General features: G+C 61.7%; 20 protein-coding genes. 9 read left to right on the top strand and 11 right to left on the bottom strand.

Annotation, left to right across the window (positions count from 1 at the left end):
* Window positions 1-61: 61 nt before the first annotated feature.
* The 6 genes from AC0L2X_RS17720 to AC0L2X_RS17695 form a co-directional block, all read right to left on the bottom strand.
* Window positions 62-1,843: an NAD(P)/FAD-dependent oxidoreductase gene (locus AC0L2X_RS17720; RefSeq protein ID WP_473600094.1), complete on the bottom strand. Its 1,782-nt coding sequence runs from the start codon at window positions 1,841-1,843 to the stop codon at window positions 62-64.
* A gap of 141 nt (window positions 1,844-1,984) precedes the next feature.
* Entirely contained in the window at window positions 1,985-4,018 is a 2,034-nt protein-coding gene (locus AC0L2X_RS17715) for an aldo/keto reductase (protein ID WP_473553878.1), read from the bottom strand.
* Window positions 4,019-4,074: 56 nt separating this feature from the next.
* On the bottom strand, window positions 4,075-5,172 hold the full coding sequence (locus AC0L2X_RS17710) for an ABC transporter ATP-binding protein (RefSeq protein WP_473553876.1): 1,098 nt from the start codon (window positions 5,170-5,172) through the stop codon (window positions 4,075-4,077).
* A gap of 8 nt (window positions 5,173-5,180) precedes the next feature.
* Entirely contained in the window at window positions 5,181-6,047 is an 867-nt protein-coding gene (locus tag AC0L2X_RS17705) for a carbohydrate ABC transporter permease (protein ID WP_352566885.1), read from the bottom strand.
* Complete coding sequence (locus AC0L2X_RS17700) at window positions 6,044-6,904, bottom strand: carbohydrate ABC transporter permease (protein ID WP_023720572.1); 861 nt, start codon at window positions 6,902-6,904, stop codon at window positions 6,044-6,046. The genes AC0L2X_RS17705 and AC0L2X_RS17700 overlap by 4 nt, the downstream gene beginning before the upstream one ends.
* Before the next feature lie 206 nt (window positions 6,905-7,110).
* Window positions 7,111-8,382: an extracellular solute-binding protein gene (locus AC0L2X_RS17695; RefSeq protein WP_473600093.1), complete on the bottom strand. Its 1,272-nt coding sequence runs from the start codon at window positions 8,380-8,382 to the stop codon at window positions 7,111-7,113.
* Between the two features lie 106 nt (window positions 8,383-8,488).
* On the opposite strand from AC0L2X_RS17695, the gene AC0L2X_RS17690 reads away from it, so the two are divergent.
* Window positions 8,489-9,361 carry a helix-turn-helix domain-containing protein gene (locus AC0L2X_RS17690; protein ID WP_473600092.1) on the top strand — a complete coding sequence of 291 codons (873 nt, stop codon included), beginning with the start codon at window positions 8,489-8,491 and terminating at the stop codon, window positions 9,359-9,361.
* Window positions 9,362-9,364: 3 nt separating this feature from the next.
* Here the strand turns inward: AC0L2X_RS17690 and AC0L2X_RS17685 are convergent, their stop codons facing one another.
* A complete protein-coding gene (locus AC0L2X_RS17685; protein WP_473600091.1) occupies window positions 9,365-10,603 on the bottom strand; it encodes a M24 family metallopeptidase in 1,239 nt (412 codons plus the stop codon).
* 216 nt (window positions 10,604-10,819) lie between these two features.
* Window positions 10,820-11,158: a hypothetical protein gene (locus tag AC0L2X_RS17680; RefSeq protein ID WP_473600090.1), complete on the bottom strand. Its 339-nt coding sequence runs from the start codon at window positions 11,156-11,158 to the stop codon at window positions 10,820-10,822.
* 818 nt (window positions 11,159-11,976) lie between these two features.
* On the opposite strand from AC0L2X_RS17680, the gene AC0L2X_RS17675 reads away from it, so the two are divergent.
* Genes AC0L2X_RS17675 through AC0L2X_RS17665 form a run of 3 tightly spaced genes read left to right on the top strand, consistent with a single transcriptional unit; the run spans window position 11,977 to window position 15,630 of the window.
* Window positions 11,977-13,191 (top strand): glycosyltransferase family protein, encoded by a 1,215-nt coding sequence (locus AC0L2X_RS17675; protein WP_473600089.1) that lies wholly within the window; start codon window positions 11,977-11,979, stop codon window positions 13,189-13,191.
* Between the two features lies 1 nt (window position 13,192).
* Window positions 13,193-14,437 carry a glycosyltransferase gene (locus AC0L2X_RS17670; protein ID WP_473600088.1) on the top strand — a complete coding sequence of 415 codons (1,245 nt, stop codon included), beginning with the start codon at window positions 13,193-13,195 and terminating at the stop codon, window positions 14,435-14,437.
* Entirely contained in the window at window positions 14,434-15,630 is a 1,197-nt protein-coding gene (locus tag AC0L2X_RS17665) for a glycosyltransferase family protein (RefSeq protein WP_473600087.1), read from the top strand. The genes AC0L2X_RS17670 and AC0L2X_RS17665 overlap by 4 nt, the downstream gene beginning before the upstream one ends.
* 224 nt (window positions 15,631-15,854) lie before the next feature.
* On the opposite strand, the gene AC0L2X_RS17660 is transcribed toward AC0L2X_RS17665, so the two are convergent.
* Complete coding sequence (locus tag AC0L2X_RS17660; protein ID WP_473600137.1) at window positions 15,855-16,523, bottom strand: methyltransferase domain-containing protein; 669 nt, start codon at window positions 16,521-16,523, stop codon at window positions 15,855-15,857.
* Between the two features lie 130 nt (window positions 16,524-16,653).
* Between AC0L2X_RS17660 and AC0L2X_RS17655 the strand changes: the two genes are divergently transcribed.
* From AC0L2X_RS17655 to AC0L2X_RS17640, 4 genes are all read left to right on the top strand, one after another.
* The gene (locus AC0L2X_RS17655) at window positions 16,654-16,974 is read left to right on the top strand and encodes a hypothetical protein (RefSeq protein ID WP_473600086.1); all 321 of its coding nucleotides are present in this window, start codon (window positions 16,654-16,656) and stop codon (window positions 16,972-16,974) included.
* A 17-nt stretch (window positions 16,975-16,991) separates the two neighbouring features.
* Window positions 16,992-19,706: an ABC transporter transmembrane domain-containing protein gene (locus tag AC0L2X_RS17650; protein WP_473600085.1), complete on the top strand. Its 2,715-nt coding sequence runs from the start codon at window positions 16,992-16,994 to the stop codon at window positions 19,704-19,706.
* A gap of 157 nt (window positions 19,707-19,863) precedes the next feature.
* The gene (locus tag AC0L2X_RS17645; RefSeq protein ID WP_023675957.1) at window positions 19,864-20,313 is read left to right on the top strand and encodes a cyclic nucleotide-binding domain-containing protein; all 450 of its coding nucleotides are present in this window, start codon (window positions 19,864-19,866) and stop codon (window positions 20,311-20,313) included.
* A 105-nt stretch (window positions 20,314-20,418) separates the two neighbouring features.
* On the top strand, window positions 20,419-21,273 hold the full coding sequence (locus tag AC0L2X_RS17640) for an MBL fold metallo-hydrolase (RefSeq protein ID WP_473600084.1): 855 nt from the start codon (window positions 20,419-20,421) through the stop codon (window positions 21,271-21,273).
* A 70-nt stretch (window positions 21,274-21,343) separates the two neighbouring features.
* On the opposite strand, the gene AC0L2X_RS17635 is transcribed toward AC0L2X_RS17640, so the two are convergent.
* Window positions 21,344-22,120, bottom strand: a complete 777-nt coding sequence (locus tag AC0L2X_RS17635; protein ID WP_473600083.1) for a polysaccharide deacetylase family protein — start codon at window positions 22,118-22,120, stop codon at window positions 21,344-21,346.
* Window positions 22,117-23,205, bottom strand: coding sequence for a glycosyltransferase family 4 protein (locus AC0L2X_RS17630; protein ID WP_473600082.1), 1,089 nt, complete (start codon window positions 23,203-23,205; stop codon window positions 22,117-22,119). The genes AC0L2X_RS17635 and AC0L2X_RS17630 overlap by 4 nt, the downstream gene beginning before the upstream one ends.
* 74 nt (window positions 23,206-23,279) lie before the next feature.
* Here AC0L2X_RS17630 and AC0L2X_RS17625 point away from each other — a divergent pair, with 74 nt between their 5' ends.
* On the top strand, window positions 23,280-24,458 hold the full coding sequence (locus tag AC0L2X_RS17625; protein ID WP_473600081.1) for a DUF3095 domain-containing protein: 1,179 nt from the start codon (window positions 23,280-23,282) through the stop codon (window positions 24,456-24,458).
* Window positions 24,459-24,494: the final 36 nt, after the last annotated feature.

Raw genomic sequence — 24,494 nt, 5'->3', positions numbered from 1 at the left:
CGTCTTGGCGCTGCGCGCCAATCCACCTTCTCCCACAAGGGGAGAAGGGAAGAAGGCGCCGCTACCGCACCGGCGCTCCATAGACCGGCGTCGGAATGCCTTCCATCCTCGCCTTGATCTGCAGAGCCACGAATTTCGAATAGAAGCGCGACAGCGCCAGATTGCCGCCGTGGAACCACAGCGCCTGCTGCGCCGTCGGCTTCCACATGTTGCGCAATTCGCCTTGCCATGGCCCGGGATCGCCTTTCACGCCCGAGCCAATCCCCCAGCACGGCCCGACCTTGTCGGCGACTTCGCGCGAGACGATCGCCGCCACCGTTTCGTTCATCGAGAGATAGCCGGTGCAGGCGATGATTGCGTCGGCCGCCAGTTCGGTGCCGTCGTCGAAGAGGATGCCTGTCGGCGTCAGCGACTTGATCCCGACGCCGCTGCGGATGCCGATCTCGCCGTCGATGATCAGGTCGCAGGCGCCGACGTCGATGTAAAAGCCGGAGCCGGTGCGGTAGGCCTTCATCAGGAGCCCGGTCTCGTCGTCGCCGAAATCGATGGCGAAGCCGGCGCTGCGCAAGCGATCGTAGAAGGCCGCGTCGCGCGCCTTGATGATGTCGTAAAGCGCCCGCTGGCCCTGTGGCAGCAGCGCGAACGGCGTCGAGGCGACGATCATGTCGGCCTTCTCCGTGGTAATGCCGCGGGCCAGCGCCTTTTCCGAAAAGATCTCGAAACCGATCTCCATCAGCGTGTCCGACTTGACCACCGTCGTCGGCGAGCGCTGAACCATGGTCACCTCGGCGCCGCTCTCCCAGAGATCGACGCTGACGTCATGGCCGGAACTTGCCGCGCCGATGACGGCGACCTTTTTGCCGCGGAATTTGTCGCCGCTGGAATACTGGCTGGAATGCAGGATCTCGCCGTTGAAGACCTCGGCACCCGGCAGGTCGATCGGCCTGGGCGGGCCATAGGCGCCGGTCGCGAAGACGATGTGCTTCGGCTTCAGCGTGATGCGCTCGCCGGCGCGGTCGAGCTCGACCGTCCAGACCTTTTCGGTCTCCTCATACGACGCGCTGACGCATGTCGTGGAGGTCCAGTAGTTGAGCTCCATGACGCGCGTATACATCTCCAGCCAGTCGCCCATCTTGTCCTTGGGCGTGAACACCGGCCAGTTCTCGGGAAACGGGATATAGGGCAGGTGGTCGTACCAGACCGGGTCGTGCAGCACGAGCGAGCGGTAGCGATTGCGCCAGGAATCGCCGGCCTGGGCGTTCTTCTCGATGACGATGGCCGGCACGCCCAATTGCCTGAGCCGTGCCCCCAGCATGATGCCGCCCTGGCCGCCGCCGATGACCAGGCAATAGGGCTGCCGGCCAACGCCGAGGTCACGCGCCTCGCGGCGCCTCGCCTCCAGCCAGGTCTCGCGCTCCGGATCGGCCTTGTGGCGGACGCCCAGCGGCCGCGCCGGGCCCTTGCGCTCTTCATAGCTCTTCAGATCGCGCATCGCCGTAAACAGCGTCCGGCATTTGCCGTCCTTGAGGCGCATGATGCCTTGGCCCCACGCCGATGACGTCTCGAAAGAAAACCAGGCTTCGATGGTGCCTTCGTCCGAAGTCGCTTCGCCGCTGAGCTGCCACTGGGCAGGCTTTATCGCTGCCAGCGTCGCCGCCAGCATGTCGCGGATCGCGGCCGCCCCCTCCATCGTCTTGATGTTCCAGGTGAAGGTCAAAAGATCGCGCCAGTAGCAGTCCTCGACGAACAGGCTGGTTGCGGCCTCGACATCGCCCGCTTCGAGCGCCCGGGCAAAGGAACCGAGCCAAGTGGCAGCCTGTTTCGATGGTGCGATGTCGAGCATCTGTCTTCCCTAACTTCCAGAGACGGTGGCGCTGCCCTCATTCTTAGCCTTTCCCGGTTCTTTGTGGGAGAGGGTGAGGGCAGCGCAAACAGTCCGCAAGCCTAGGGGCGCAGCGTAAGGCTGAAGCGACTGCCGCTGCGATCAGGCCCGCGCGCGGGCCTGATCCGGACCGCTATCCAGCCATGCAAGATCGTCCGGCGAAAGTGAAATGTCGAGCGCCTGGAGGCTGTCTTCCAGTTCATCGAGCGTGCGCGGTCCGATCAGCGGGACGGACGGGAAGGGCTGGGCCAGGACATAGGCGAGCGCGACGTGGATCGGGCTCTTGCCCAGCCGCTTGGCGAGCTCGATGGCACGGTCGCGACGGCCGAAATTTCTCTCCGAATACCAGACCCGGACCAGCTCCTCATTGTCGCGCCGGTCGCGGCCGGCGCGGTCGGTGAAGAAGCCGCGGCCCTGGCTCGACCAGGCGAAGTTCGGCATCTGCCGGGCGGTGAGCCAGGTCTTCCACGCGTCGCTGGAGGAGGTGACGCAGCCTGCCCAGATCGGCTCCAGCATCTCGGCCAACGAGAAATTGTTGGAAAGCGCGCCGGGCTTCTGCTTGCCGGTGCGCTCGGCATAGGCAATCGCCTCGTCCATGCGTTCCATCGTCCAGTTCGAGCCGCCGAACGGACCGCGAATGCGGCCGGCCTTGACCTCGCGGTCCATCGCATCGACGAACTCGTCGACCGGCACGTCCGGATTGTCGCGGTGCATGAAATAGACGTCGATATGGTCGGTCTGCAGCCGCTCGAGCGACTGGGTGAGCTGCTTGCCAATGACGTCGGGATAGCAGAGCGGCGAGTGCGCACCCTTGCCGATGACCACCGACTGCTCGCGCACGCCGCGGTTTTTCAGCCATTGGCCGAGCAGCGTCTCGGTATAGCCGGAACCGTAGACGAAGGCGGTGTCGAACAGATTGCCGCCGGCCTCGAAATAGGCATCGAGCAGGATGGCGCCGGACGAAAAGGTGCGGAAATCCTCGAAGCCGAGCGCCAGGCACGAGGCGGGCCGCGGCAGGCCCGGAATGCTGCGCTTGGGGATGGCGGACCCGCCGGCGCGCAGCTTCCGCCCGGAGATCGTGTTGACGCGCTTTGCCGGTTTCTCGATGTCATATTCGAGCCCGATTGCGGCTCGCCATTTATCGAGCACGCGCAGATTGCCGAGACTGTCGGCCCAGCCCATGCCGGGCCAGGCGAACTCCTGCTTCCCGCCGAGAATGGCCTCGCCGGCGGCGTCGACCTCGAATGCGTAAAGCCAGCCGTCCTCCTTGACCTCGACTACCTCGGTGTCACCCGGACGGATGATGCGGATTTCGCCGGTACCGCCTTGCTTGCCGCCGGCAAACCAGAAATCCGCCACCTCGATGCGGCCCTTGCTGCCGAGAACGCGCAAGACATTGTCCTGCGCGAGCGAGATGCTGCAGGAGACTTCCGCGACGATGCCGCCCGGAAAATGCAACAGCGCCGACGCCCATTCGTCGACGCCGGATTGGCCGAGATGCGCAGCGCCGACCACTTTGTCCGGCTCGGCGAAGGGCTTTCCCGCCGCGGCGCCGGCAATCAGCCGCGCCATCGAGACGGGATAGCCGCCGACATCGAGAATGCCGCCGCCGGCGAGATCCTTGGCGTAAAGCCGGTGCTCCGGCATGAAGCCCGGCATGGCGAAGCCGAAACTGGATTTGATCATCTTGATGTCGCCGATCGCGCCGGCCCTGACCAACTCGACCAGCTTGGCCGTCTGCGGATGCAGCCGGTACATGAAGGCTTCGCCGAGAAAGGTGCCGGCCTTGCGCGCGGCATGGATCATGGCGTCGGCTTCGAAGGCGGTCAGGCCAAGCGGCTTTTCGCAAAGCACATGCTTTCCGGCCTCGGCTGCCTTGATCGCCCATTCGGCATGGCTCGGATGCGGCGTCGAAATATAGATCGCATCGACGTCCGGATCGCCAAGCAAAGCCTCGTAGCCGTCGAGGATGCGGGCGCCGGGGAAAGCCTCGGTGAGCCCTGCCTTGCCGGGATTGCGCGCCCCTAAGGCGACCAAAGTGCCGGTGCGCGAATGGGCGACGCCGCCGGCAAAGGCCTTGGCGATGTTGCCGGGCCCGAGAATGCCCCAGCGAACTTTTTCTGGTTTGGACGTCATGTCAAATCTCCGTGGGGTGGCCGCGAGCAATCGCGATCGGACATAAGAAAGATGGGTTAGCGAATGCGTGCGCCGGCGGCGTCGAAGAGAAGCGAGCGGTCGGCCTTGATCGACACCACCAGGTCGTCGCCATTGGCGCGATGCCGCGAGGCCTCGCGCTCGATGATCAGTTCCTCGCGCCCGCCCCCGGTTCCGGAATTGGCATAGACATAGCTCACCGATCCCAAGTGCTCGGCGACGTCGGCCTTGAGGGTAAGGTCGCAATCGCCCTGGCCGGCGTCGAAGAAATGCTCCGGCCGCACGCCAAGCACGACATCGCCGCCTATCGCAGGCGGCGCATCCGAAAGCGGCTTCCGCAGTCGCGCGCCGCGATGATTGACGAGTTCGACGACCGCAGCGCCATTGTCGGCGCCGACCATTTTCGCCGCCAGGAAATTCATCTTCGGCGAACCGACGAAGCCGGCAACGAAGCGGTTGGCGGGGTCGTCGTAGAGATCGAGCGGCGCGCCGATCTGTTCGATATTGCCGGCGTTGAGCACGACGATCCTGTCGGCCAGCGTCATCGCCTCGGTCTGGTCGTGCGTCACATAGACCATGGTAACGCCAAGCTCCTTATGAAGGCGCGATATCTCGACGCGCATCTGCACCCTGAGCTCGGCGTCGAGATTGCTGAGCGGTTCGTCGAACAGGAACACTTGCGGCTCGCGCACGATGGCACGGCCGATGGCGACGCGCTGGCGCTGGCCGCCCGACAATTGCCGCGGCCGCCGCTTCATCAGCTCGGCGATGCGCAGGATTTCGGAGGCCCGCTTCACCCGCCGCTCGGTATCTGCCTTGGGGTTGCCGGTCATTCTCAGGCCGAAGCTCAGATTTTGCTCGACCGTCATGTGCGGATAGAGCGCGTAGGACTGGAACACCATGGCGATGCCGCGATCGGCCGCCTCGACGTCGTTCACCACTTTGCCGCCAATGGCGATCTCGCCGTCGCTGATGTCCTCGAGCCCGGCGATCATCCGGAGCAGCGTGGACTTGCCGCAGCCGGAAGGGCCGACGAAGACGACGAATTCGCCGTCATCAATATCGATATTGGCACCGTGGACGATCTCGAAGACGCCGAAGCGCTTGATGACGTTTTTGAGTGTGACTGCCGCCATGCTGATCCTTACTTGATGGCGCCGGCGGCGATGCCGGCAACGAAATGGCGCTGCAGAAGCACGAACACGACGAGCATTGGCGCTGTCAGCATCACCGCGCCCGCCATGATGCCGCCCCAGGACACCTTGGTGAGACCGATCAGCGTGCCGAGCGCCACGGGCGCGGTCATTGCGCCCGGCTTGGAATTGATCAGCAGCGGCCAGAGATAATTGTTCCAGGAGGCAAGGAAGAGGATGATGGCGAGCGCCGCCAGCATCGGCCGCGCCAGAGGCAGTGCGACAAACAGGAATATCCGCCATTCCTTGACGCCCTCGACCTTGGCGGCGTCGAACAGCTCGTGCGGCATCATCGAAAAACTCTGCCGCATGAACAGCACGCCCAGCGAGTTGAACAGCGGCGGCACGATCAGCGCCACCCAGGTGTTGGCGAGCTTGAAGTCGCGCGCCACCATGATGAATTGCGGGATCAGCACGACCGCATAGGGCAGCGTGATGGTGCCGAAGATGATGGCGACGACCATGCCTTTGCCGAAGAAGTTGTAACGCGCCAGCGCCCAACCGGCCATCGAGGTCAGCATCACCGACAGGAAGGTATAGGTCACCGCCACCGAGACGGAGATGCCGATGGCGCCGATGAAATTGGTGCCGCGCTGCAGATTGCCGACATTGTCGAGGAAATTGCCGTGCGGCAAAAGCTCGATGTCGGGGCTGAAGATGCCGTTGTCGGGCATCGTGGAAAAGACCACCATCATCCACAGCGGAAACAGCCAGACCAGCGCCAGCGGCGTCAGGAACAGATGCAGTGCGATGCTGCGGCCCAATCTGGCCTGGGAACGGCTGACCCGTGAATGGCCGATTCGGGAGCGCGAGGTCATTTCGGTTCCCTCGTCAACCATATCTGCACCAGCGAAATGGCGATCGCCAGTCCGGCCATGGTGTAGGCGATGGCCGAAGCGTAGCCGAAATTGAGCGACCGGAAGCCTTGGCGGTAAAGCAGCAGCCCGAGCGTTTCGGTGCCGCCGCCCGGCCCGCCGCGCTCGGTGATCAGGAAGGGCTCGGTGAACAGCTGCATGGTGCCGATGATCGACAGCACGGCGCAGAACACGATGATCGGCTTGAGCAGCGGCAGCGTGATGTAGAAGAACTGTTTGACCTTGCTGACCCGGTCCAGGGTCGCCGCCTCGTAGACATCCTCGGGAATCGACTGCAGGCCGGCGAGCAGGATGATGGCGTTGTAGCCGGCCCAGCGCCACGTCACCGCCATCATGATCACCGCCATCGCCGGGGTGACGTTGGTAAACCAGTCGACACTGGGCAGGCCGATGCTGTTTAGCAATTTGTTGATGATGCCGTAGTCGAGATTGAACATCAGCCGGAAAACCGCCGAATAGGCGACTTCGCCGACCACGACCGGCGCGAAGAAGGCAAAGCGGAACAGGCCACGGGCCTTGAGCAGCGGCGAATTCAAAAGCACTGCCATCACAATCGCCAGCGAAATCATCACCGGCACCTGGATGACAAGGATCAGCAATGTGTTCTTCAAGGCATTGAAGAAGGCCGGATCGCCGATCAGCCGGCCCCAGTTGAAGGTCGGCGCGAACCGCCACGGCACGGTGCGCGTTGCCTGGAACGAGATCAGGAAGGAATCGATGATCGGCCACAGCCAGAAGATCGAAAAGATCAGCAGATAGGGCGCGAGGAAGCGATACGCCGTGGCGTTCTGGTAGCGCATCGTTTTCCTCCTTTCTGCTTTTCAAGTCTCTTGCCTTCTCCCCTTGTGGGAGAAGGTGGATCGGCGCGTAGCGCCGAGACGGTTGAGGGGTGATGGCCGGAGTGCCGCCGGCGCCAAGCTGGAGCACCCCTCATCCGTCGCCTTCGGCGACACCTTCTCCCACAAGGGGAGAAGGGGAGCCGCGCACCGGAGCCGTCTCGTCTAGATCACGACTTGACCGGCAGGCCGGTCGCCGCGGCGATCTGGCTTGCGGCATCGTCGAGCGCTGCCTTGGCGTCGGGATAGCCGCCGGCCAGATATTTGGTCTGCACCGCGCGGATGATGATCTCGGCGTCGCTCTGGAATGGCGTGCCGCGGCTGGGTACGACCTTGGGCAAGGTGCCGAGGATCTCCTTCCACACGGCCTGGCCACCCCAATAGGGCAGGCCTTCGGAGACATAGGGGTCGTTGAGGGCCGAGATCAGTGACGGCACCAGGCCGAAGCCTTTCAGCATGGTGATCTGGCCTTCATTCGTCGCAAGCGTGTATTTCAGATAGGCGTAGGCGGCTTCCTTGTTTTTCGACACCGAGGTGATGGCGAGCGAGGAGCCGCCGAGATTGGCGGCGCGCGGACCGTCGGCGGTCAGGCTCGGCATCAAATAGACGCCCCATTTGCCTGCCCCATCGGGCGATTCGGTGCGCACGGTGCCTTCATACCAGCCGCCATACATCTGCGTGGCGACCTTGCCTGCGGTGTTGTTGGTGATCTTGGTGCTCCAGTCGGCAGAGGAAATGATGCCGGCGTCCTTCATTTCCTTGATCTTGGTCATGGCATCGACGCATTTGGGCTGGTTGACGGTGATCGATTGACCGTCGGCGGAGAAGTAGGCGCAGCCCTGCTCGTTGGAAATCATGCGGAAAAATTCGGAATCGCCGTTGAAATCGGCGTTGGTCATCGTCACGCCGGGATTGGCGGCCTGGATCTTCTTGGCGGCGGCGATGAAATCGTCCCAGGTCTTGATCGAGGACGGATCGACGCCGGCCTTCTCGTAGAAGTCGCGGCGGTAGAACATCGCCACCGGGCCGGAATCCCAGGGCATCGCATAGGCCTTGTCGTCAACCTCGAGCTCGGTGCGCTTGAAGTCGGGGAATTTTGCCTGGTCTTCCGCGGTGTAGCCGAGCGTGTGCAGGTCGACGAAGCAATCCGGGAACTGGCTCCAGTAGTTTTCGGCTTCGCCGTTCTCGATCGTCACGATGTCCGGCAGACCCTCGCCGCCGGCGGCGCAGCCGGCGATCGACTTGTCGTAGGTCGGCTGGTTGCCGAGGTCCTCGACGGTCACCTTGATGTCGGGATACTGCTTGTTGAAGCCCGCTATGGTGGCCTTCAGCGACGAAGCGGCGATATTCCAGCTCCAGATCGTGATTTCACCGGACTGCGCAAAGGCCGGGCTGGAGCCCAAGGCAAGCGCGAGCGCGGCGCAGGTCAATTTTATGCGCATTGAAATCCTCCCATTTCAGTTGCTCTCTGTTTGCGAGCGTGGCTAGACTAGGCCTCGGGGACGTCTTGTCCGCGACAAAGGGAATAAGAAATGAGCGGAAAGTAAGATGCCGGAAAGGCCGTTTTACCAGCCCGGCGCCAGCAGCGTGGAGGGCCTGCCGCTGCTGCTGCAGATGTTCCACACCCAGCCCCTGGTGATGCTCAAGCCGCATTGGCACGCCCAGGTCGAGGTGAATTTCATCGTGCGCGGCGCCGTGCATTACCGCATGGACGGACACGGGCTTTCGCTCTCTGCGGGCGACATGTGCCTGTTCTGGGGCGGCCTGCCGCACCAGATGGACGAAGCCTCCGACGATGCCATCTACGCCGGCGCGCATCTGCCGCTGGTGCATTTCTTCCGGCTGCATTTGCCCGCCGACGTCCGCAACAGGCTGATGACTGGCGCGACGCTGGTGACCGACGCCACCGACCGGTCGGACGACCACAATTTCGAGCGCTGGAACCGCTATGCCCGCTCCGGCGACCCGGTCAAGGCCGAGCATGCCGTCAGCGAGCTTTTGCTGCGGCTGGAGCGGGTGCGCTTCGAGCCTTACCGGCTGGTGCCCGAAACCCCGGTCGAACAGGAGATAGGCAGTCCGTTCGATCAGCAATCGCTGCGCAATGTAGGACGCATGTGCGACTTCATCGCCGAGAATTTCCTCTACGAGATCGATTGCGTCGACATTGCCGTGGCGGCCGACATCCATCCCAAATACGCCATGAGCATCTTCAAAAAATCGACCGGCATGACGCTCAACGAATATGTGAATCTGCTGCGCCTCAGCTACGCGCAGGCGCTGCTGATGCATCAGGATGCCAATGTGCTGCGCGTCGCCATGGAATCGGGCTTCGGTTCGCTCAGCGCCTTCAACAAGTCATTCCGCAAGCTTGCCGGCATGTCGCCGTCGGATTTTCGCAAGGGCGTGCCGGGAGTGAGGTGACGGTCAGCCGATGGTCCCTAAACCCCTCGGCAAGCGGTTCATCGGCGATGGCCCGTTGGCGGTGATCAGGAACTGGTCCTCGAGATTGAAGCTGGCGAGACCGTCGATGTAGAGCGGGATCTCGAATGCCAGCACCATGCCGGCTTCGATCACGACATCGCTGTCGGCCGAGATGAACGGCCATTGCTCCGAAAATACGGAATGGCCGACGCTGTGGCCGAAATGGCCGCGGCGATAGGAACGCAGGCCCTGGCGCGCCAGGCTTTCGCTGGCGGCGCGATGCACGGCGGCGAGCGGCTTTCCGGGCATAAGCGCGGCAAGCCCCTCGGCGAAGGCGCGTTCGGCTATCGCATGTAATTCGGCCTGTTCGGGCGACGGTGGCCCGAAGGTGAAATTCCGCGACATGTCCGAGGCATAGCCGTTCACGCTGCAGACCATGTCGGCCTTCAGCGGATCGCCTGCGGCGGCGACCGCATCGGCGCTTTTGGGGCGAGCGCCCAGCGTGACGTATTCGGCTGTCGAGATTTGCTGCGGTGACCAGGCGGCTGCATCGGCGACGCCTTGCCGGTAGAGCGCGACCAGCTCCGACTGACGCATGCCGGTCGTCGCATGGCGCTGCAGCCGCGAAAGGCCAGCTTCCGACAGGACGATGCCCTGCCGCAGAAGGTCGATCTCGCTCTGCGATTTGATTGCCCGCAGCCTGTCGAGAACCGGCGAGCCGTTGACCAGGGCAGTGCCCGGCAACATCGCCTGCATCGCGGCAAAATCGCTGGCCGAGACAAAATCCAGTTCGATGCCGAGCGTCGCACGCTCCAGCCCGAATTCTGCGAGGATCGTTTTCAGCTCGCGGACGGAGCGAGCAAGCTCGAAGGTCGCCGGACGTGAAAAACCGGGCTCGCGGCCAACCAGGCCGGCCTCGATGCGCTGCGCCACGGGCCGATCGGCCGTCGCCGGCTCGAGCGACGCCGATTCGATCCAGATCGGATGCGTGCGCACCACGGCGCCGGCCATCGCCGCCCGGAGCTGGGCAGCCTGGAAATCCGCCACCACGACGCCGATCGGCAGGTCGCCTCGCTTCGGGATAACGACGAAACCGGCGCCGGCGCGGCGGAATAGGCCGGCCGGGCCGATCCAGGCACCGGTGGCATATTGGAACGCCTCGGGCTCGCAAAGCACCAGCGCCTCGATGCCGGCGCGCTGCATCAGGTCAGTTGCGCGCTCGCGGTCGACAAAGCCGGTCATGGGATCTCCTCGCATGCAATCGAATCCGACGCCGATGCGGCGGCGTTTGGCCTAAGCGTAGCTTCAGTGCCGCTGTGGAGCAGCTTTTTTCTGGAGGTGCTGTTCACCTGCCGACTTAAATCAAAAGCCCTAGAGAGTTCGAACGCCAGGAGAGGAAACGAAAAAAGCCGCGGCGAACCACGGCTTTCAACGCAACAAGTTGTCTGTTTCGAACCCCTATTCGGTTTCGTCAGAAGTGTCGTCTGCAGTGTCTGCCGCGTCTTTCGCTGCCTGTCTTGCCAGCGCTGCCTGCAAGGCCAGCGTAGCCCGCGGTGAGGCTGGTGTTGTCGCAACGACCGCTATTGCGTGAGCGACTCCGTGCGTCGACTTGTCCTTGGCCGCGGCCGAGGTGGCGGCTCCGTGTCCCTGCGAGCCGGCCCCGGCCGAGTTTCCGCCTTTGCCGTTGCTGCCGCCATTGCCGTTGCCATTGCCATTGCCGCCGGGAGCAGCGAGGACCGGAGACGCGACAAGGGCAAGAGCGGCTACAGTCGCGAATAGACAGGTGCGCGTTTTCATAATTCCTCCTTCGAGTCGCCCTCCCGCCAGGATGGGTTCCAGATGAAAAACGTCAGGACTTTCGAGTCCGAAAGTCGGCTTACCTAGCTTTGTTCAAATACAGTATTCTACAAGACGGACCTTGGTCCGAAATCGACACGCAAAAGTCCTGAATTTTATCGACAGCGTACTTCGCACGACCGCAGCGGCGGGATTTTTGCTGCCGGCAGATTATCCGGCGCCGCTACAGCGCAGTGTGCGATCTTGGCGCCAGGAACCGCCGACCATTCAACACCGGCCGAAAAATCGGCTGAATTCCGAAAATTAAACCGGCACCACGTCGCACATGGCGTCCAAAAAGCTAGTGAGTTCAATTGGATGAATGGCTTGCCCGAAAAGATTCGAACTCCTGACCCCCAGATTCTGGTCTGAGAGTCGAGATCCAGGTGGTTCGAACGTGTCCCCTACTCCGTCAACGCTCCGGCTTCCCACGCCAAGGCACATCATGGTTAGGAGCTTGGCTGAGATGCTCGAAATGAAGTACCAACCTATACCCTATTCCATTCTGGAGCTTCCACGTTGATCGTAGCGGTCAAGGCCGCCGAGAATCCGAGATGGTCAATACCAGCGAAATGGTGCAGGTTCTTCTGGACCTACGTGGCAAGCAAGCCGCTGAGCAGACGTAGCTTCCTGATTTCAGCATATGGACCCTCTTTGTAATACGAATTGAAAATTGCGCCCTCATGTTTCAGAACAGGTCGGTAGACCCGCGAGGATGGTTTCGAATCCCGCGGGTCGCTCACGGTCCTCAAGGCGAGAATTCTAAGAGACGTTCAACAATGACCCAGCACGCAGAAAACGCTCGAATTCTCATGTACAGCCACGACACGTTCGGGCTCGGCCATTTGCAGCGCTGCCGGACTATCGCGCATTCGCTGGTCGAGGATTTCCGCGGACTTCAGGTGCTTATCATTTCGGGTGCGACTATCGCTGGCGCCTTCGACTACCGCGCCCGAGTCGACTTCGTGAAGATCCCCAGCGTCATCAAGCTGCGCAACGGCGAATACACCTCGCTGGAAAAGGACATCGATCTGCATGAGACGCTAAGGATGCGCCAGTCGATCATCCGCCATACAGCTGAGACCTTCCGGCCGGATATCTTCATCGTCGACAAGGAACCGCTCGGCCTGCGCGGTGAGATTGAGGACACGCTGTCCTACCTCAAGACGCGGGGCACCACGCTGGTGCTTGGCCTGCGCGAGGTGATGGATGCGCCGCATCTGCTCGAAGCAGAGTGGGCACGCAAAGACGTGATGCGCAAGATAGGCGTCTTCTACGACAAGGTCTGGGCCTATGGTCCGCCGGATTTCTACGATCCGTTGACCGGCTTGGATGTGCCACCGGCTGTCAGGGCAAAGATGAGGTTCGTCGGTTTCCTGCAACGGAGCCTGCAGCGGAACGAGTTGCCCGGCCACCGGCCCGAGGGCGACTATATCCTCGTTACTACCGGTGGCGGCGGTGACGGCGCCGATCTGATCCACGACGTCATCGATGCCTATCAGCAGGATCCGCAATTGCAGCATAGAGCCCTGATCGTGCTTGGGCCTTACATGCCGGCGCGCAAGCGCAACAAGCTGCTCAAGAAGGGGTCCAAGATCCCCTACATCAAGATCATCGAGTTCGACAACCGCATGGAAGACCTGATTGCCGGTGCCAAGGCGGTAGTGGCGATGGGCGGCTACAACACCTATTGCGAGATACTGTCTTTCGACAAGCCGGCGCTGATCGTGCCGCGCGTCGAGCCCCGCCGGGAACAACTGATCCGCGCACGGCGCGCAGCCGAACTCGGCCTCATCGAGATGCTTTTGCCGGAAGAAGCCGAGGATTCCCGGCGGTTTGCCGATGCACTGAAGGTGCTGCCGGACCGGCCCCGCCCATCGCAGAGCAATCCGCATCTGACGCTGGAGGGGCTGCCTCATATTTCCGAAATCGTCGCGGAACTGCTCGACCGGCGGGCCGGCCATCACCTTTCGGTCATTGAAGGAATGACCTGAGTTGCAACATCGCAAGATCGTCGTGGTTCTGAAGGGTTATCCGCGGCTGTCCGAAACCTTCATCGCGCAGGAACTGCTCGGTCTTGAGCGTGCGGGGTTCGACCTGATACTCGTCGCGCTCAGGCGGCCGACCGACGAAAAACGCCACCCCGTGCATGACGAGATCAAAGCGCCCGTCCATTATCTACCGGAATATCTGCATGAAGAGCCGCTGCGCGTGCTTCGCTCGCTGTTTGCCTATCTGCTGCGTCCGGGCTTCTGGCGCGCGCTCGGATCGCTGGCTGCCGATATGCCCCGCGACTTTACGCGCAATCGCGCGCGCCGCTTCGGGCAAGCGCTCGTGCTGGCGGCCGAATGGCCGGAAGACGCGGCCTGGCTGCATGCACATTTCGCGCACACACCGGCATCGGTGACGCGCTATGCCAGCCAGCTTCGTGGCCTGCCCTGGACCTGCTCGGCCCATGCCAAGGACATCTGGACTTCGGCGGACTGGGATCTGGCCGGCAAGCTTTCCTCGGCGCGCTGGACGGTCACTTGCACGAAAACCGGCTTCGACCGTCTGAAAAAACTCGCTAACGGCAACTCGTCTGTGCATCTGAGCTATCATGGGCTCGACCTTGATCGCTTCGGCAGTTTCGGCGAGGCGCGAAAGCAGCATGACGGCTCGGCGCCGGACGAACCGGTTGTCGTTCTGAGTGTCGGGCGCGCCGTTGAAAAGAAAGGTTACGATACGTTGCTGCAGGCCCTTGCCCTGTTGCCCGGCGATCTAGCGTGGCGTTTCGAGCATATCGGCGGCGGCGAGGAACTGGAACGGTTCAAGGCGCTGGCGCAAAAGCTCGGCCTGGATGGTCGAGTCTCTTGGAAAGGCGCGCTTGCGCAGGAGGAGGTGCTTGAGCACTACCGCCGCGCCGACATCTTCGCCCTGGCTTGCAGGATCACCGCAAATGGCGACCGGGACGGTCTGCCGAACGTTCTGGTGGAGGCGGCTAGCCAGCGGCTTGCCTGCGTGTCGACCGATATTTCCGGCGTGCCGGAGCTTTTATCGCCGGATGAAACCGGGTTGCTGGTTCCGACGGAAAACCCGATTGCCCTGGCACAGGCGCTGGAGCGCCTGATCCGTGATCCCGTGCTCCGCGACCGCCTCGGCGAGGCCGCGGAGCGGCGCGTGCGCGGCAATTTCGATCATATGGCAAGCATTGGACAGCTCAAGGAACTGTTCGAGCGGGAGTGGCGGGCCGCCGAATGAAGCGGCTGCGCGCTTTCTTCTATGTCCAGCACCTGCTCGGCATCGGCCATCTCGCGCGCGCCAGCCGCATTGCAGCGGCTCTGGTCGATGACGGGTTTGACGTAACCGTCGTGACCGGCGGAGCGCCGATCGCCGGGTTTCCGGGATTGGGAGTAAAATCTGTAACCCTGCCACCTGTCACCTCCGGTGATGAAGGATTTTCGGGACTTGTCGACCTGCAAGGCAACCCGATCGACGATGATTTCAAGAAATGGCGTTCAGAGATGCTGCTGCAGGCATTCCGGCATTGCAGGCCTGATATCGTCATTGTCGAGGCGTTTCCATTTGGACGCCGGCAGATGCGTTTCGAACTCTTGCCGCTGATCGAGGCCATCGACGCGACGTCGCCCAGACCGCTGCTGGCGACGTCCGTCCGTGATATCCTCCAGGAGCGCGTCAAGCCGGGCCGAAACGAGGAAACGGTCGATCTCATCAACAGGCATTTCGATCTTGTTATGGTCCACGGCGATCCGGCTTTCGCAACCATCGACAGGACATTTCCACTGGCTGGGGCGATCAGGGCCGAGGTCACCTACACGGGGCTCGTTGCCGCGCCGCCATCGCCCGCGGCCTCCGAGCGCTTCGACGTTCTGGTGTCGGTTGGCGGCGGGGCTGCCGGAAAGAGCCTTGTCAGCTCTACCGTCGCAGCTGCGCGGAAGGCCAACAACGCTTGGAAATGGTGTTTGATCACCGGCCCAAACCTGCCGAAAGACGAGTTTGACGCGATCGCACGCGATGCCACGCCAGGCCTGTCCATCTTCCGGTTCCGCGAGGATTTCGCCAGCCTGCTGACCGGCGCCCGCCTGTCGGTCTCGCAGGCGGGTTACAACACGGTCTGCGATGTCCTGCGCGCGGGTTGTCGCTCCCTGCTCGTTCCATTCGCGGCCGGCGGGGAAACCGAACAGACGGTTCGCGCCCTGATGCTCGAAGAACTCGGTCTTGCAATGGTGCTGATGGAAAAGGACCTAACGCCTGAAGGTTTGGCGCAAGCGATCGAACAGGCGCTTGGGGGACCGACGCCATCCGCGCATCGTCTCGATCTCGAAGGCGCGCGTCGCTCCGCGCAAATCCTGCGCGAGCGGTATCGAACGTGGTCCCTAAATGTGGGGCCCGGTTTCAGAAAAGTTCATGATCAAACAGACGAAAGAACCTAGAGCGGTTCATCGGTTCACGAAAACGCCGAACCGCTCTATCTCTTTGTTTTGACGCAATTCCCAAGGGAAAGCGCTACGCGCTTTTTCCCGGGAAAACCGTTTCACACTGTTCCTGGAATTGCTCTAACGCGTCGCGTCTGGTGAGATTCGTGCGACGCGCTTCAAGTCCTGTCTTTATGCGGGTCGTTGTCCCAAAACCGCTACGCGCTTTTGGGCGAAATGCATCAAACAGTTCCAATCAGCATGAAGCGCGTATAATTTTTTGTCGGCAGTTCGCCGGAGAACCGCACCTCCCGTAGCGCCGCCATTTCCTCGAAGGCTGCAAGCGAAGCCACGCAGTTGATGTGCGTCGGCTCGCTGAAATAATCGTTCGATTGCAGCAGTACATTCGTGCCCGGCGGAAGCAGAGCAAGCCAGGCGCGCAGATCGGCTATGTGTTCGCAGCTCGTATTGACCATCAGGTCGGGCCGCCCGGCCGCATAGTCGAGTGCGTACATATCTGCCGTCAGCGCCCGGAACCGGTCGCCGGCTTCCCGGTTGAGGGTCCGGGCGACCGGCGCGACTTCGGGATCGATGTCGATGCTATCGACCGCCGCGATGTCGAAGCGGGCGTCGTTGAAAAGCATTGCCGGCAATACGCCGTACCACCCACCCAGAACCCATATGCGCCCGAACCGGCCGCCGCAGCTTTCGAACAGCCTGTCGAGCGCCCACATCTTGCAGGCGACCTGCTTGTGGTTGAAGGCGTTGGCGATATCGGCCTTCGGATGCTTGGCGACGACGCGCGCCAGCCCTGCCACGAGAGGGCAGTTGACATAGGCAGCAATTCCCCGCGTGAGGTCCAAGGCTTGCTCGTGCCAGTCCATGGCATTGCGTGGTTGCGTGACATCCATCATAATTCGTCTTGTATGTTGGGATTTTGGGCGACACAACGCAATCTTGCCTCCCGCAAGACTGTTTGATTCCGCGGACGTGATCATGCTGCAAGCCGCTTGGCTATTGCCCGGTGCCGGAGAGAGCCTGTTGCATCTGTCCGGATCATCGGCGTCCATTCGCCGGCACCAGCCGCGCAGCTGCGGCCTCTTGCTGTTCGGCTGTTCGCCAAAGCCTTGCGAAAGCCGCGGACCGCTTGGCCATCTGCTTTCTTCGCCGATCAACAATGCCCATGTCGTTGCCATCGACCATGCGCCGGAACTGGATCGCGCCGCCTCGCAGGTTCCCTGCATCGTTGAGCGCAGGACAAAGTCCGTGCACAGCAGCTTCGAGCTCATCGTTGGCGACGAAGAAATTGCCGATACGCCATTCGCCTGCAGGTGCTTTTACATCCTGCATCCTTCCAACTGAAGGGTCCACAGTCGCATATGGAAGCCAGCCTAGCCCGCTATATCTGGACGCACACCAAGAAGCAGCAGCTCTGGATATTGATGATCGTCGTGCTTTCGATGATCCCGTATTTCATGTCCTTCGACCTGCCGAAGCTGATCGTCAACGGACCGATCCAAGGTCGCGGCTTCGAGCAACCGGGCGCGACCCAGCCATTCATGAGGCTACACTATAACCTGCCGTTCATTGGAGAGTTCCAGTTCTTCTCCGGTTTTCAGCTCGACCGCAAGGAGACCTTGTTTGCCCTGAGCCTTGTGTTCCTCTTGCTAGTCGTCATCAACGGCCTGTTCAAATTCTACATCAACACCTACAAGGGCCGCCTCGGCGAACGCATGCTGCGGCGTATCCGCTTCGATCTGGTCGATCGTGTGCTGCGTTTTCCGCCGGTTTACTTCAAGCGGGTCAAATCCGCCGAAGTGGCGACCATGGTGAAGGACGAGGTGGAGCCGCTGGGCGGCTTCATCGGCGACGCCTTCCTGCAGCCGGTACTGCTCGGCGGCCAGGCGCTGACGGCCATGCTGTTCATCATGATCCAGAACGTCTGGCTCGGAATGATAGCGGTCGTGATCGTGGCGATCCAGATCGTGCTCATCCCGCGAATGCGGCGGCGGCTGATCGTGCTCGGGCGCCAACGGCAGTTGACGGCGCGCGCGCTTTCGGGCCGGGTTGGCGAAATCGTCGACGGCATCGGCGCGGTTCACGTCCACGATACATCAAACTACGAGCGCGCCGACATAGCTGCCCGGCTCGGGCTCATCTTCAAGATCCGCTTCGATCTTTACCAATGGAAATTCATGGTGAAGTTCCTCAACAATTTTCTCGCGCAGCTCACGCCCTTTCTGTTCTACATGATCGGCGGGTATCTGGTCATCCTGGGGCGGCTGGACGTCGGCCAGCTCGTGGCCGTGATCGGCGCCTACAAGGACCTGCCCGGACCGATGAAGGAACTGATCGACTGGGATCAGGATCGGCAGGATGTCCAGGTCAAATATCAACAGGTCGTTGAACAGTTCACCGTCGAAGGTCTCATCGCGCCGAAAATCGGGGCATTGACGATCGACGATCCCGATCCGATGACCAAGCCGCTCGCGGCGATCAATCTGTCCATAGCAGACGATGGCGGTGCAATGCTCCTCAACCGTATCTCCCTCCAGGTCAAGCTGGGTGAGACGGTGGCGCTGGTCAGTACCGGAACAGGTGGAGCGGAGGCGCTTGCAGAAGCCTTCGCGCGGCTGATCTGGCCGGACAGTGGAAGGATCGCTTCGGGCAGCGACGACCTGCTTGAACTCCCCGAAGCAGTAACCGGCCGGCGCATGTCGTATGCCTCGTCGGATGTTTTCCTGTTCCAGGCAAGCCTCCGCGACAACCTGCTCTACGGGTTGAAGCATGCGCCGCTGACATCGGTGCCTTATGACGGTGCTGCGGCAGACCAGCACCGCTGGAACATTCACGAGGCGCGCCGGTCGGGCAATCCGGATCTTGATATCCACAGCGACTGGATCAACTATGCTTCGGCTGGCGCTACCGGCCCGCACGACCTCTTTGAAGCTGTGCGCCGGGTGCTCGACGCGGTTGTTCTGTCGCGCGACATTCTGGATCTTGGCTTGCGCTCATCGGCCGACCTCACGCGTCACACGGAGCTTGCCAGGCGGATCGTCGAGCTGCGTGCGGCGCTGCGGACCCGGCTGGAACAAGAGGGGCTGAGCGGACTGGTGGTTCCTTTCGAACCGGGCGCCTACAATAAGGAAGCAACGATCGGCCAAAACCTGCTCTTCGGCGCTGCCGCCGGCCCCGAACTGGCCGACAGGGCCCTGGCGGCCAATCCCTATTTTGCTTCCGTGCTGAGGCAAGCCGGCCTCGACCGCACGCTCTACGAAATGGGCCTGGAGATCGCCAAACAGGCGATCGAGCTGTTTGCCGACCTGCCGCCCGATCACCAGTTCTTCCAGCAGCTCGCCTTCATGAGCGCGGAGGAGATACCCGCCTACGAAACCTTGCTGCAACGGCTCAAGAACCGTCCCTACGAGGCGGTTTCGGAGAACGATCGCGCCATGATCGTCACCTTGAGCTTTGCCTATATCGAGCCCCGGCACCGCTTCGGCCTGCTGAGCGACGAGCTGATGAGCAAGATCGTCGCTGCACGCAACCGGTTCTATGAAGACCTGCCGCCCGAGCTGCACAATGCGGTCGAACGGTATGATCCTGCCAAATACATTGCCGCGGCCACCGTCATGGATAATGTCCTGTTCGGGCGTGTGGGCAACAATCATCCCGACGCGCCGGACCGCATACGCTCCATCGTCTATGACATTCTTGACGAACTGGGGCTTTATGGCGAACTTCTGGATGTCGGCCTGGACTTCAACGTCGGCTCCGGCGGCAGGCGGCTCACCGGTGGACAGCGACAGAAGCTCGATGTTGCCCGGGCCTTGCTCAAGCGTCCCGATTTTCTCATTCTCAACCGGCCGCTGTCGGCGCTCGACCAGCGCATGCAGGATAAGGTGCTGCGAAATGTGCTCGAGGAAGCCAGGCGCGACGGCCATTCGCCGGCAATTGTGTGGGTCGTGACGAATCCGGCAATGGCGATGATGTTCGATCGCGTTATCGTCTTCGACTCGGGTCAATTGGCGGAAGACGGAACACACGAGACACTTTTGGCAGGGAACGGTATCTTCAAGGAACTGTTGTCATAGAGCAACGGACATGCAGATGGGATCATTCTGCCGGTGCACGACATCGGGCTCGCGGCCTTTCGCGTGGTTTGTCTCGCCATCCCGGAAAGAGAATTGATTCCATCTGGGCGTCCGTTGCTCTATTCTGGCAAACGCGAATTTTGGAAGGTTTGCGACAATGCTGCTCAAGGATGAAGTTGGAATGCTGCAACGCGTTCCCTTGTTCTCTGCCATCGAGCCGACAAAGCTCAAGCTGCTTGCGTTCACATCCGATCGTGTCAGCTACAGCGCCGGCCAGATCCTTTTCCGGCAGGGCGACGAGGGAGACGCCGCCTATGTCATCCTTTCAGGCAGGGCGGATATTCTTGTCGATTCCGACAGCGGGCCGATAAAAGTTGCCGAACTGGAGCCAAATTCGATCGTCGGCGAGATCGCCATATTGTGCAACAGCTCCCGCACTGCCACCGTCAGAGCGGCAAGTCCGCTGGAAGCCCTGAGAATCCGCAAGGATCATTTCCTGAGGCTTATGAGGGAGTTCCCGGAAATGACCATCGAGATATTGCGGGTTCTTGCCGATCGCCTAAGCCATACGACGGCGGATCTGATCGACGCACGAAGCGCCAAATGACGCCTCGCCGTCGTGACGGCACTGTCCTCTCGCTGAGAAGATCACCCGGAGAAAGCCTGTCTCGCCTAGCAGCAGTTGTTTGGATATGATGGGCGAAGGGGTAGCATGGACGACAACGTTTTCCTGGTCAGGTTTTGGGGTGTCCGCGGCAGCATTTCGGTATCAGGGCCAGAATTCTCTCGCTATGGCGGCAACTCAATCTGCGTCGAGATGCGATGCGGTAAGCATACGCTTCTGTTCGACGCAGGCTCTGGCCTACGGCCTGCCGGCGCGGCGCTTCAGGCGTTGGGCGTGACCGATTTCGACCTGCTTTTCACCCATTGCCATTACGATCACATCATCGGGCTGCCGTCTTTTGCGCCGATCTATGACCGGGGCGCCAAGGTTACGCTTTGGTCCGGGCATCTTGCAGGACACATGACGACCCGGCAGATGGTCGATGAGTTCATGCGGCCGCCGTGGTTTCCGGTGAAACTGGAGGCCTGCAAGGCAAGCCTTGACTATCGCGATTTCGTAACCGGAGACGTGCTTCGGCCGCGCGAAGGGGTGGTGGTCCGAACCGGCAGTCTCATCCATCCGGGCGGCTGCATAGGCTACCGGGTCGAATGGGGCGGCCGCGTCGTGGCGGTGATCACAGACACTGAGCACGAGCCGGACAAACTCGATCAGGCGGTGCTCGGCCTGATCGAAGATGCCGACCTCGTTATTTACGATTGCACCTACACCGAAGAGGAAATGGAACGCCGCCGCGGTTACGGGCACTCGACATGGCAACAGGGCGTCAAGCTCTGTGAGGCGGCCGGTGCGCGTGGGCTTGCCCTGTTTCACCACGATCCGACACGCACCGACAAGGAACTCGACAAGATCGAGAAACTGGCCAAGGACAGGTTTACCGGCGCTTTTGCCGCGCGGGATGGCCAGACGCTCAAACTTCCAGTCTCATTGCGCAAAAAGCGCTGAGCTATTTTCCTCTATCTCTCTGACGCAATTCCCAAGGGAAAGCGCTACGCGCTTTTCCCGGGAAAACCGTTCACACTTTTCCTGGAATTGCTCTACCGGCGCTGCGCCCGATCAATGTCCTGATCGGAAGCCATGCGCAGGCTTCACTCCGTGCAGTGACGGTGAACAGCCGTTCGAGGAAAAGCCATGCCGATTCATCATGTACGAGATGGTGGGTGAGCAGGCCCACCGGTTCGCCCCGATCGAATGCATGCTGCAATTGCGCGATGATAGCCTGAACCAATAGGCCATGATCGCAGCAGCCGCGCGTGCCATGCCAATCCATGATGTCGACATTGCTGTTGATGACCGCAAGTGAAGCCGGCCTTGGCGGCCCATAGACCGACAATGCCGAAAATCCTATCGATCCAAGGTCGGATACCAAGCCGGCGTCGATCCTGTTCCAGGGTGGCACCAGCATCGGAACGGCACGTGCGCCGTGCAGGCCGGTTACGCGCGACAGCCCGCGAGCCAGATCATCGAGCACCGCCTCGCGTGGGCGATGCGCACCGAGCTCCTGCTTTTTCTGGCCCTCGGGCGCATGATTTCGGTGCGCCCAGCCATGGATGGCGACCGTGGCATGCGGCGCCTCGTCGAGCCGAACGACAAGCCTCTCGTCAGTCAGGGCGGGAATGACGGCCAGGGTCACCGGAACCGCGAATTCGCCGGTGAGGTCGAGCAGCCGATCAAGCGCAGGCGTCGGATCCACGGCGTCGTCGTCGCGCAGCCAGAACTCTGCCTTACGGTCCGCCCGTTGCCGGCTCGCCAGTTCCTCCACCAAGGGTTGCCAGATCTGACCGAATGTCATGAGACCGGAATCTTCGCAAGGAATTCGGCCAAACGCGCCGCCGCAGCACCGAGAGAACGTTCTTCGAGAATGAAACGTCTGGCTTCTGCGGCCATGATGGATCTTTCGTCGTTACGGGCCAGAAGCCTTTCAATGGCAGAAGCGAACGCCGCCACATCGCCCGGCGGGGTGAGAAACCCGGCCTGGCCATCCCGCACGACCTCCGGCACGCCGGCGATGTCCTGAGCCACAACCGGAAGGCCGGCGGCCTGTGCTTCAAGATAGGCAACGCCATAGGCCTCGCCGAAACCCGGCCAGACGTAAATTCCCCCACTGTAAAGGACATCCGGCACGGCGGCTGGCTCAATCGCGCCAAGCCATTCGATACGGTCGGCGGGCAAGCCGGCGAATTGCGCTCTGACCTCTTCGCGGGCAGGTCCGTCCCCGACGACCGACATGGTCCAGGGCAGGTGAGCGATCGAACCGAGCGCTTGCGCCAGCATGCGATAGCTTTCGACTTTGTCGCCCGGGCGCATCATGGCGACGGTAACGAGGCGCGTCGGACAACCCCGTGTCGGCGTTTCCCGGAATACCGATGTGTCGATGAAAGGCGAAAGCATGCCGAAAGCGGCGTCGGGTATCGCATCTGCCAGTCCCTGATGATCCCTTTGCGTGAAGCAGATGTTCAGCGCTGCCTGTTCGACGGCTCGCGCCACCAACGCTTGCGTATCGGCCCACAAACCGGTGTTGCGCCGCTTCGAATAGGAGGCTTCCGCTGTCACATAGGGGATAGCAAAGGCCAACGCCAGTTCAGGCCCGATCAGGTCGGGCGCCTTGTAATAGGGATGATAGGTGAACCACAGATCGGGCTTGCCGTGACGATCCCAAAGCCTTGCCAGCCGCGCGGCTTCCTCCCGGGCCTCGATCTTGAGCGCATTGAAACTTTTCGAATCCGGTTCACGTAGATAGAAGCGCAATTCGGATGCTAGTTCGACGCTATGCCCTCCATGCTCCAGCGCCTTGACCAGCATCCGTGCCATCTGGCGGTCGCCCGAGGCAACGGGATGATTGGGCGACTTCAGCGGCGCGTAGAAAGCAATTCGCATCGCCGGACCCTATCATCGGAAAGCCTGCGCAAGTCAATTTCGAAGCATGATCGACTTCACCCTCAAGCACTGGAATGTGCTATCTGATGCTCATGGAAACAGCTGCCGCGTCCGACCCGTTTGTCGCTTCTTTGCCGGTCTTCGCAAAGTTCGAAAGCGTTGCCGATATCGATAACTATCAGCCTCTCCCCGATAGCTGGGCGCTGGCCACCGCCGACATCGTCGGCTCGACCAGGGCGATCGAGGCGGGGCGCTATAAAACCGTCAATATGGCCGGCGCCAGCGTCATTTCGGCGTTGCTCAATGCGCTGGATAGGCAAGATCTTCCCTTTGTCTTCGGCGGCGACGGCGCGCTCGTGGCGTTTCCCGGCTCGGCGCTGGAGATCACCCGCAACGCGTTGGCGGCTGTCCAGAGATGGGTGGCGGACGAACTGGATCTGACCTTGCGTGCCGCAATCGTGCCGATAAAGGATATAAGAGCGCAAGGCCTCGACGTTCGCGTGGCGAGGTTCCAGGCCTCCGATGCGGTCTTCTACGCCATGTTCGCCGGAGGTGGTGGCAGTTGGGCGGAAGCCGAGATGAAAGCGGGGCGCTACCGCATCGATCCTGCGCCGGCCGGCGCGCGGCCGGACCTGACCGGCCTCTCGTGCCGCTGGAACCCGATCGAAGCCCGGCACGGCGAAATCGTCTCGATCATAGCCATACCGGGGGCGTCGCGCGATTTGCGCGGTTTTCAGTCTCTGGTTTCCGACATCATCGCCCTTGCCGGCAGGCAGGAACGCGATGGCCACCCGGTGCCGGTGAACGGGCCGGACTACAGTTTGCTGCCCGCCGGCCTCGATATCGAGGCGCGGGCCACGGCGCCGGCAGGACGGCGGTGGCTGTCGAAGCTGTGGATAGTGTTCCTGATGACGCTTACGGCTGTTGCGGATAGATTTGGCTGGACGATCGGCAGATTCGATCCGAAGATCTACAAACGCGAAGTGGCCAGCAATTCGGATTTCCGGAAGTTCGACGATGGCTTGAAGATGACCATCGACGTTGACGCGGATGTGTTGCAACGGATCGAGAACCGGCTGAAACAGGCGGAAGAGGCGGGCACCTGCAACTATGGCCTGCACCGCCAGAAATCGGCCTTGATGACATGCCTCGTCGCATCGCCGCTGCAGCGCGATCACGTTCATTTCATCGATGGCGCCGCCGGCGGCTATGCGATGGCTGCTGCAAGCCTGAAGGCGAAGGTGCCGGTCTGACGGCTTGCGGACATCGATTTTCCGCAATATGCCTCG

It is taken from the genome of Mesorhizobium sp. WSM4828, assembly GCF_055811175.1.
The sequence above is the reverse complement of the archived record's forward strand: the minus strand, read 5'-3'. Positions and strand labels throughout refer to the sequence as shown.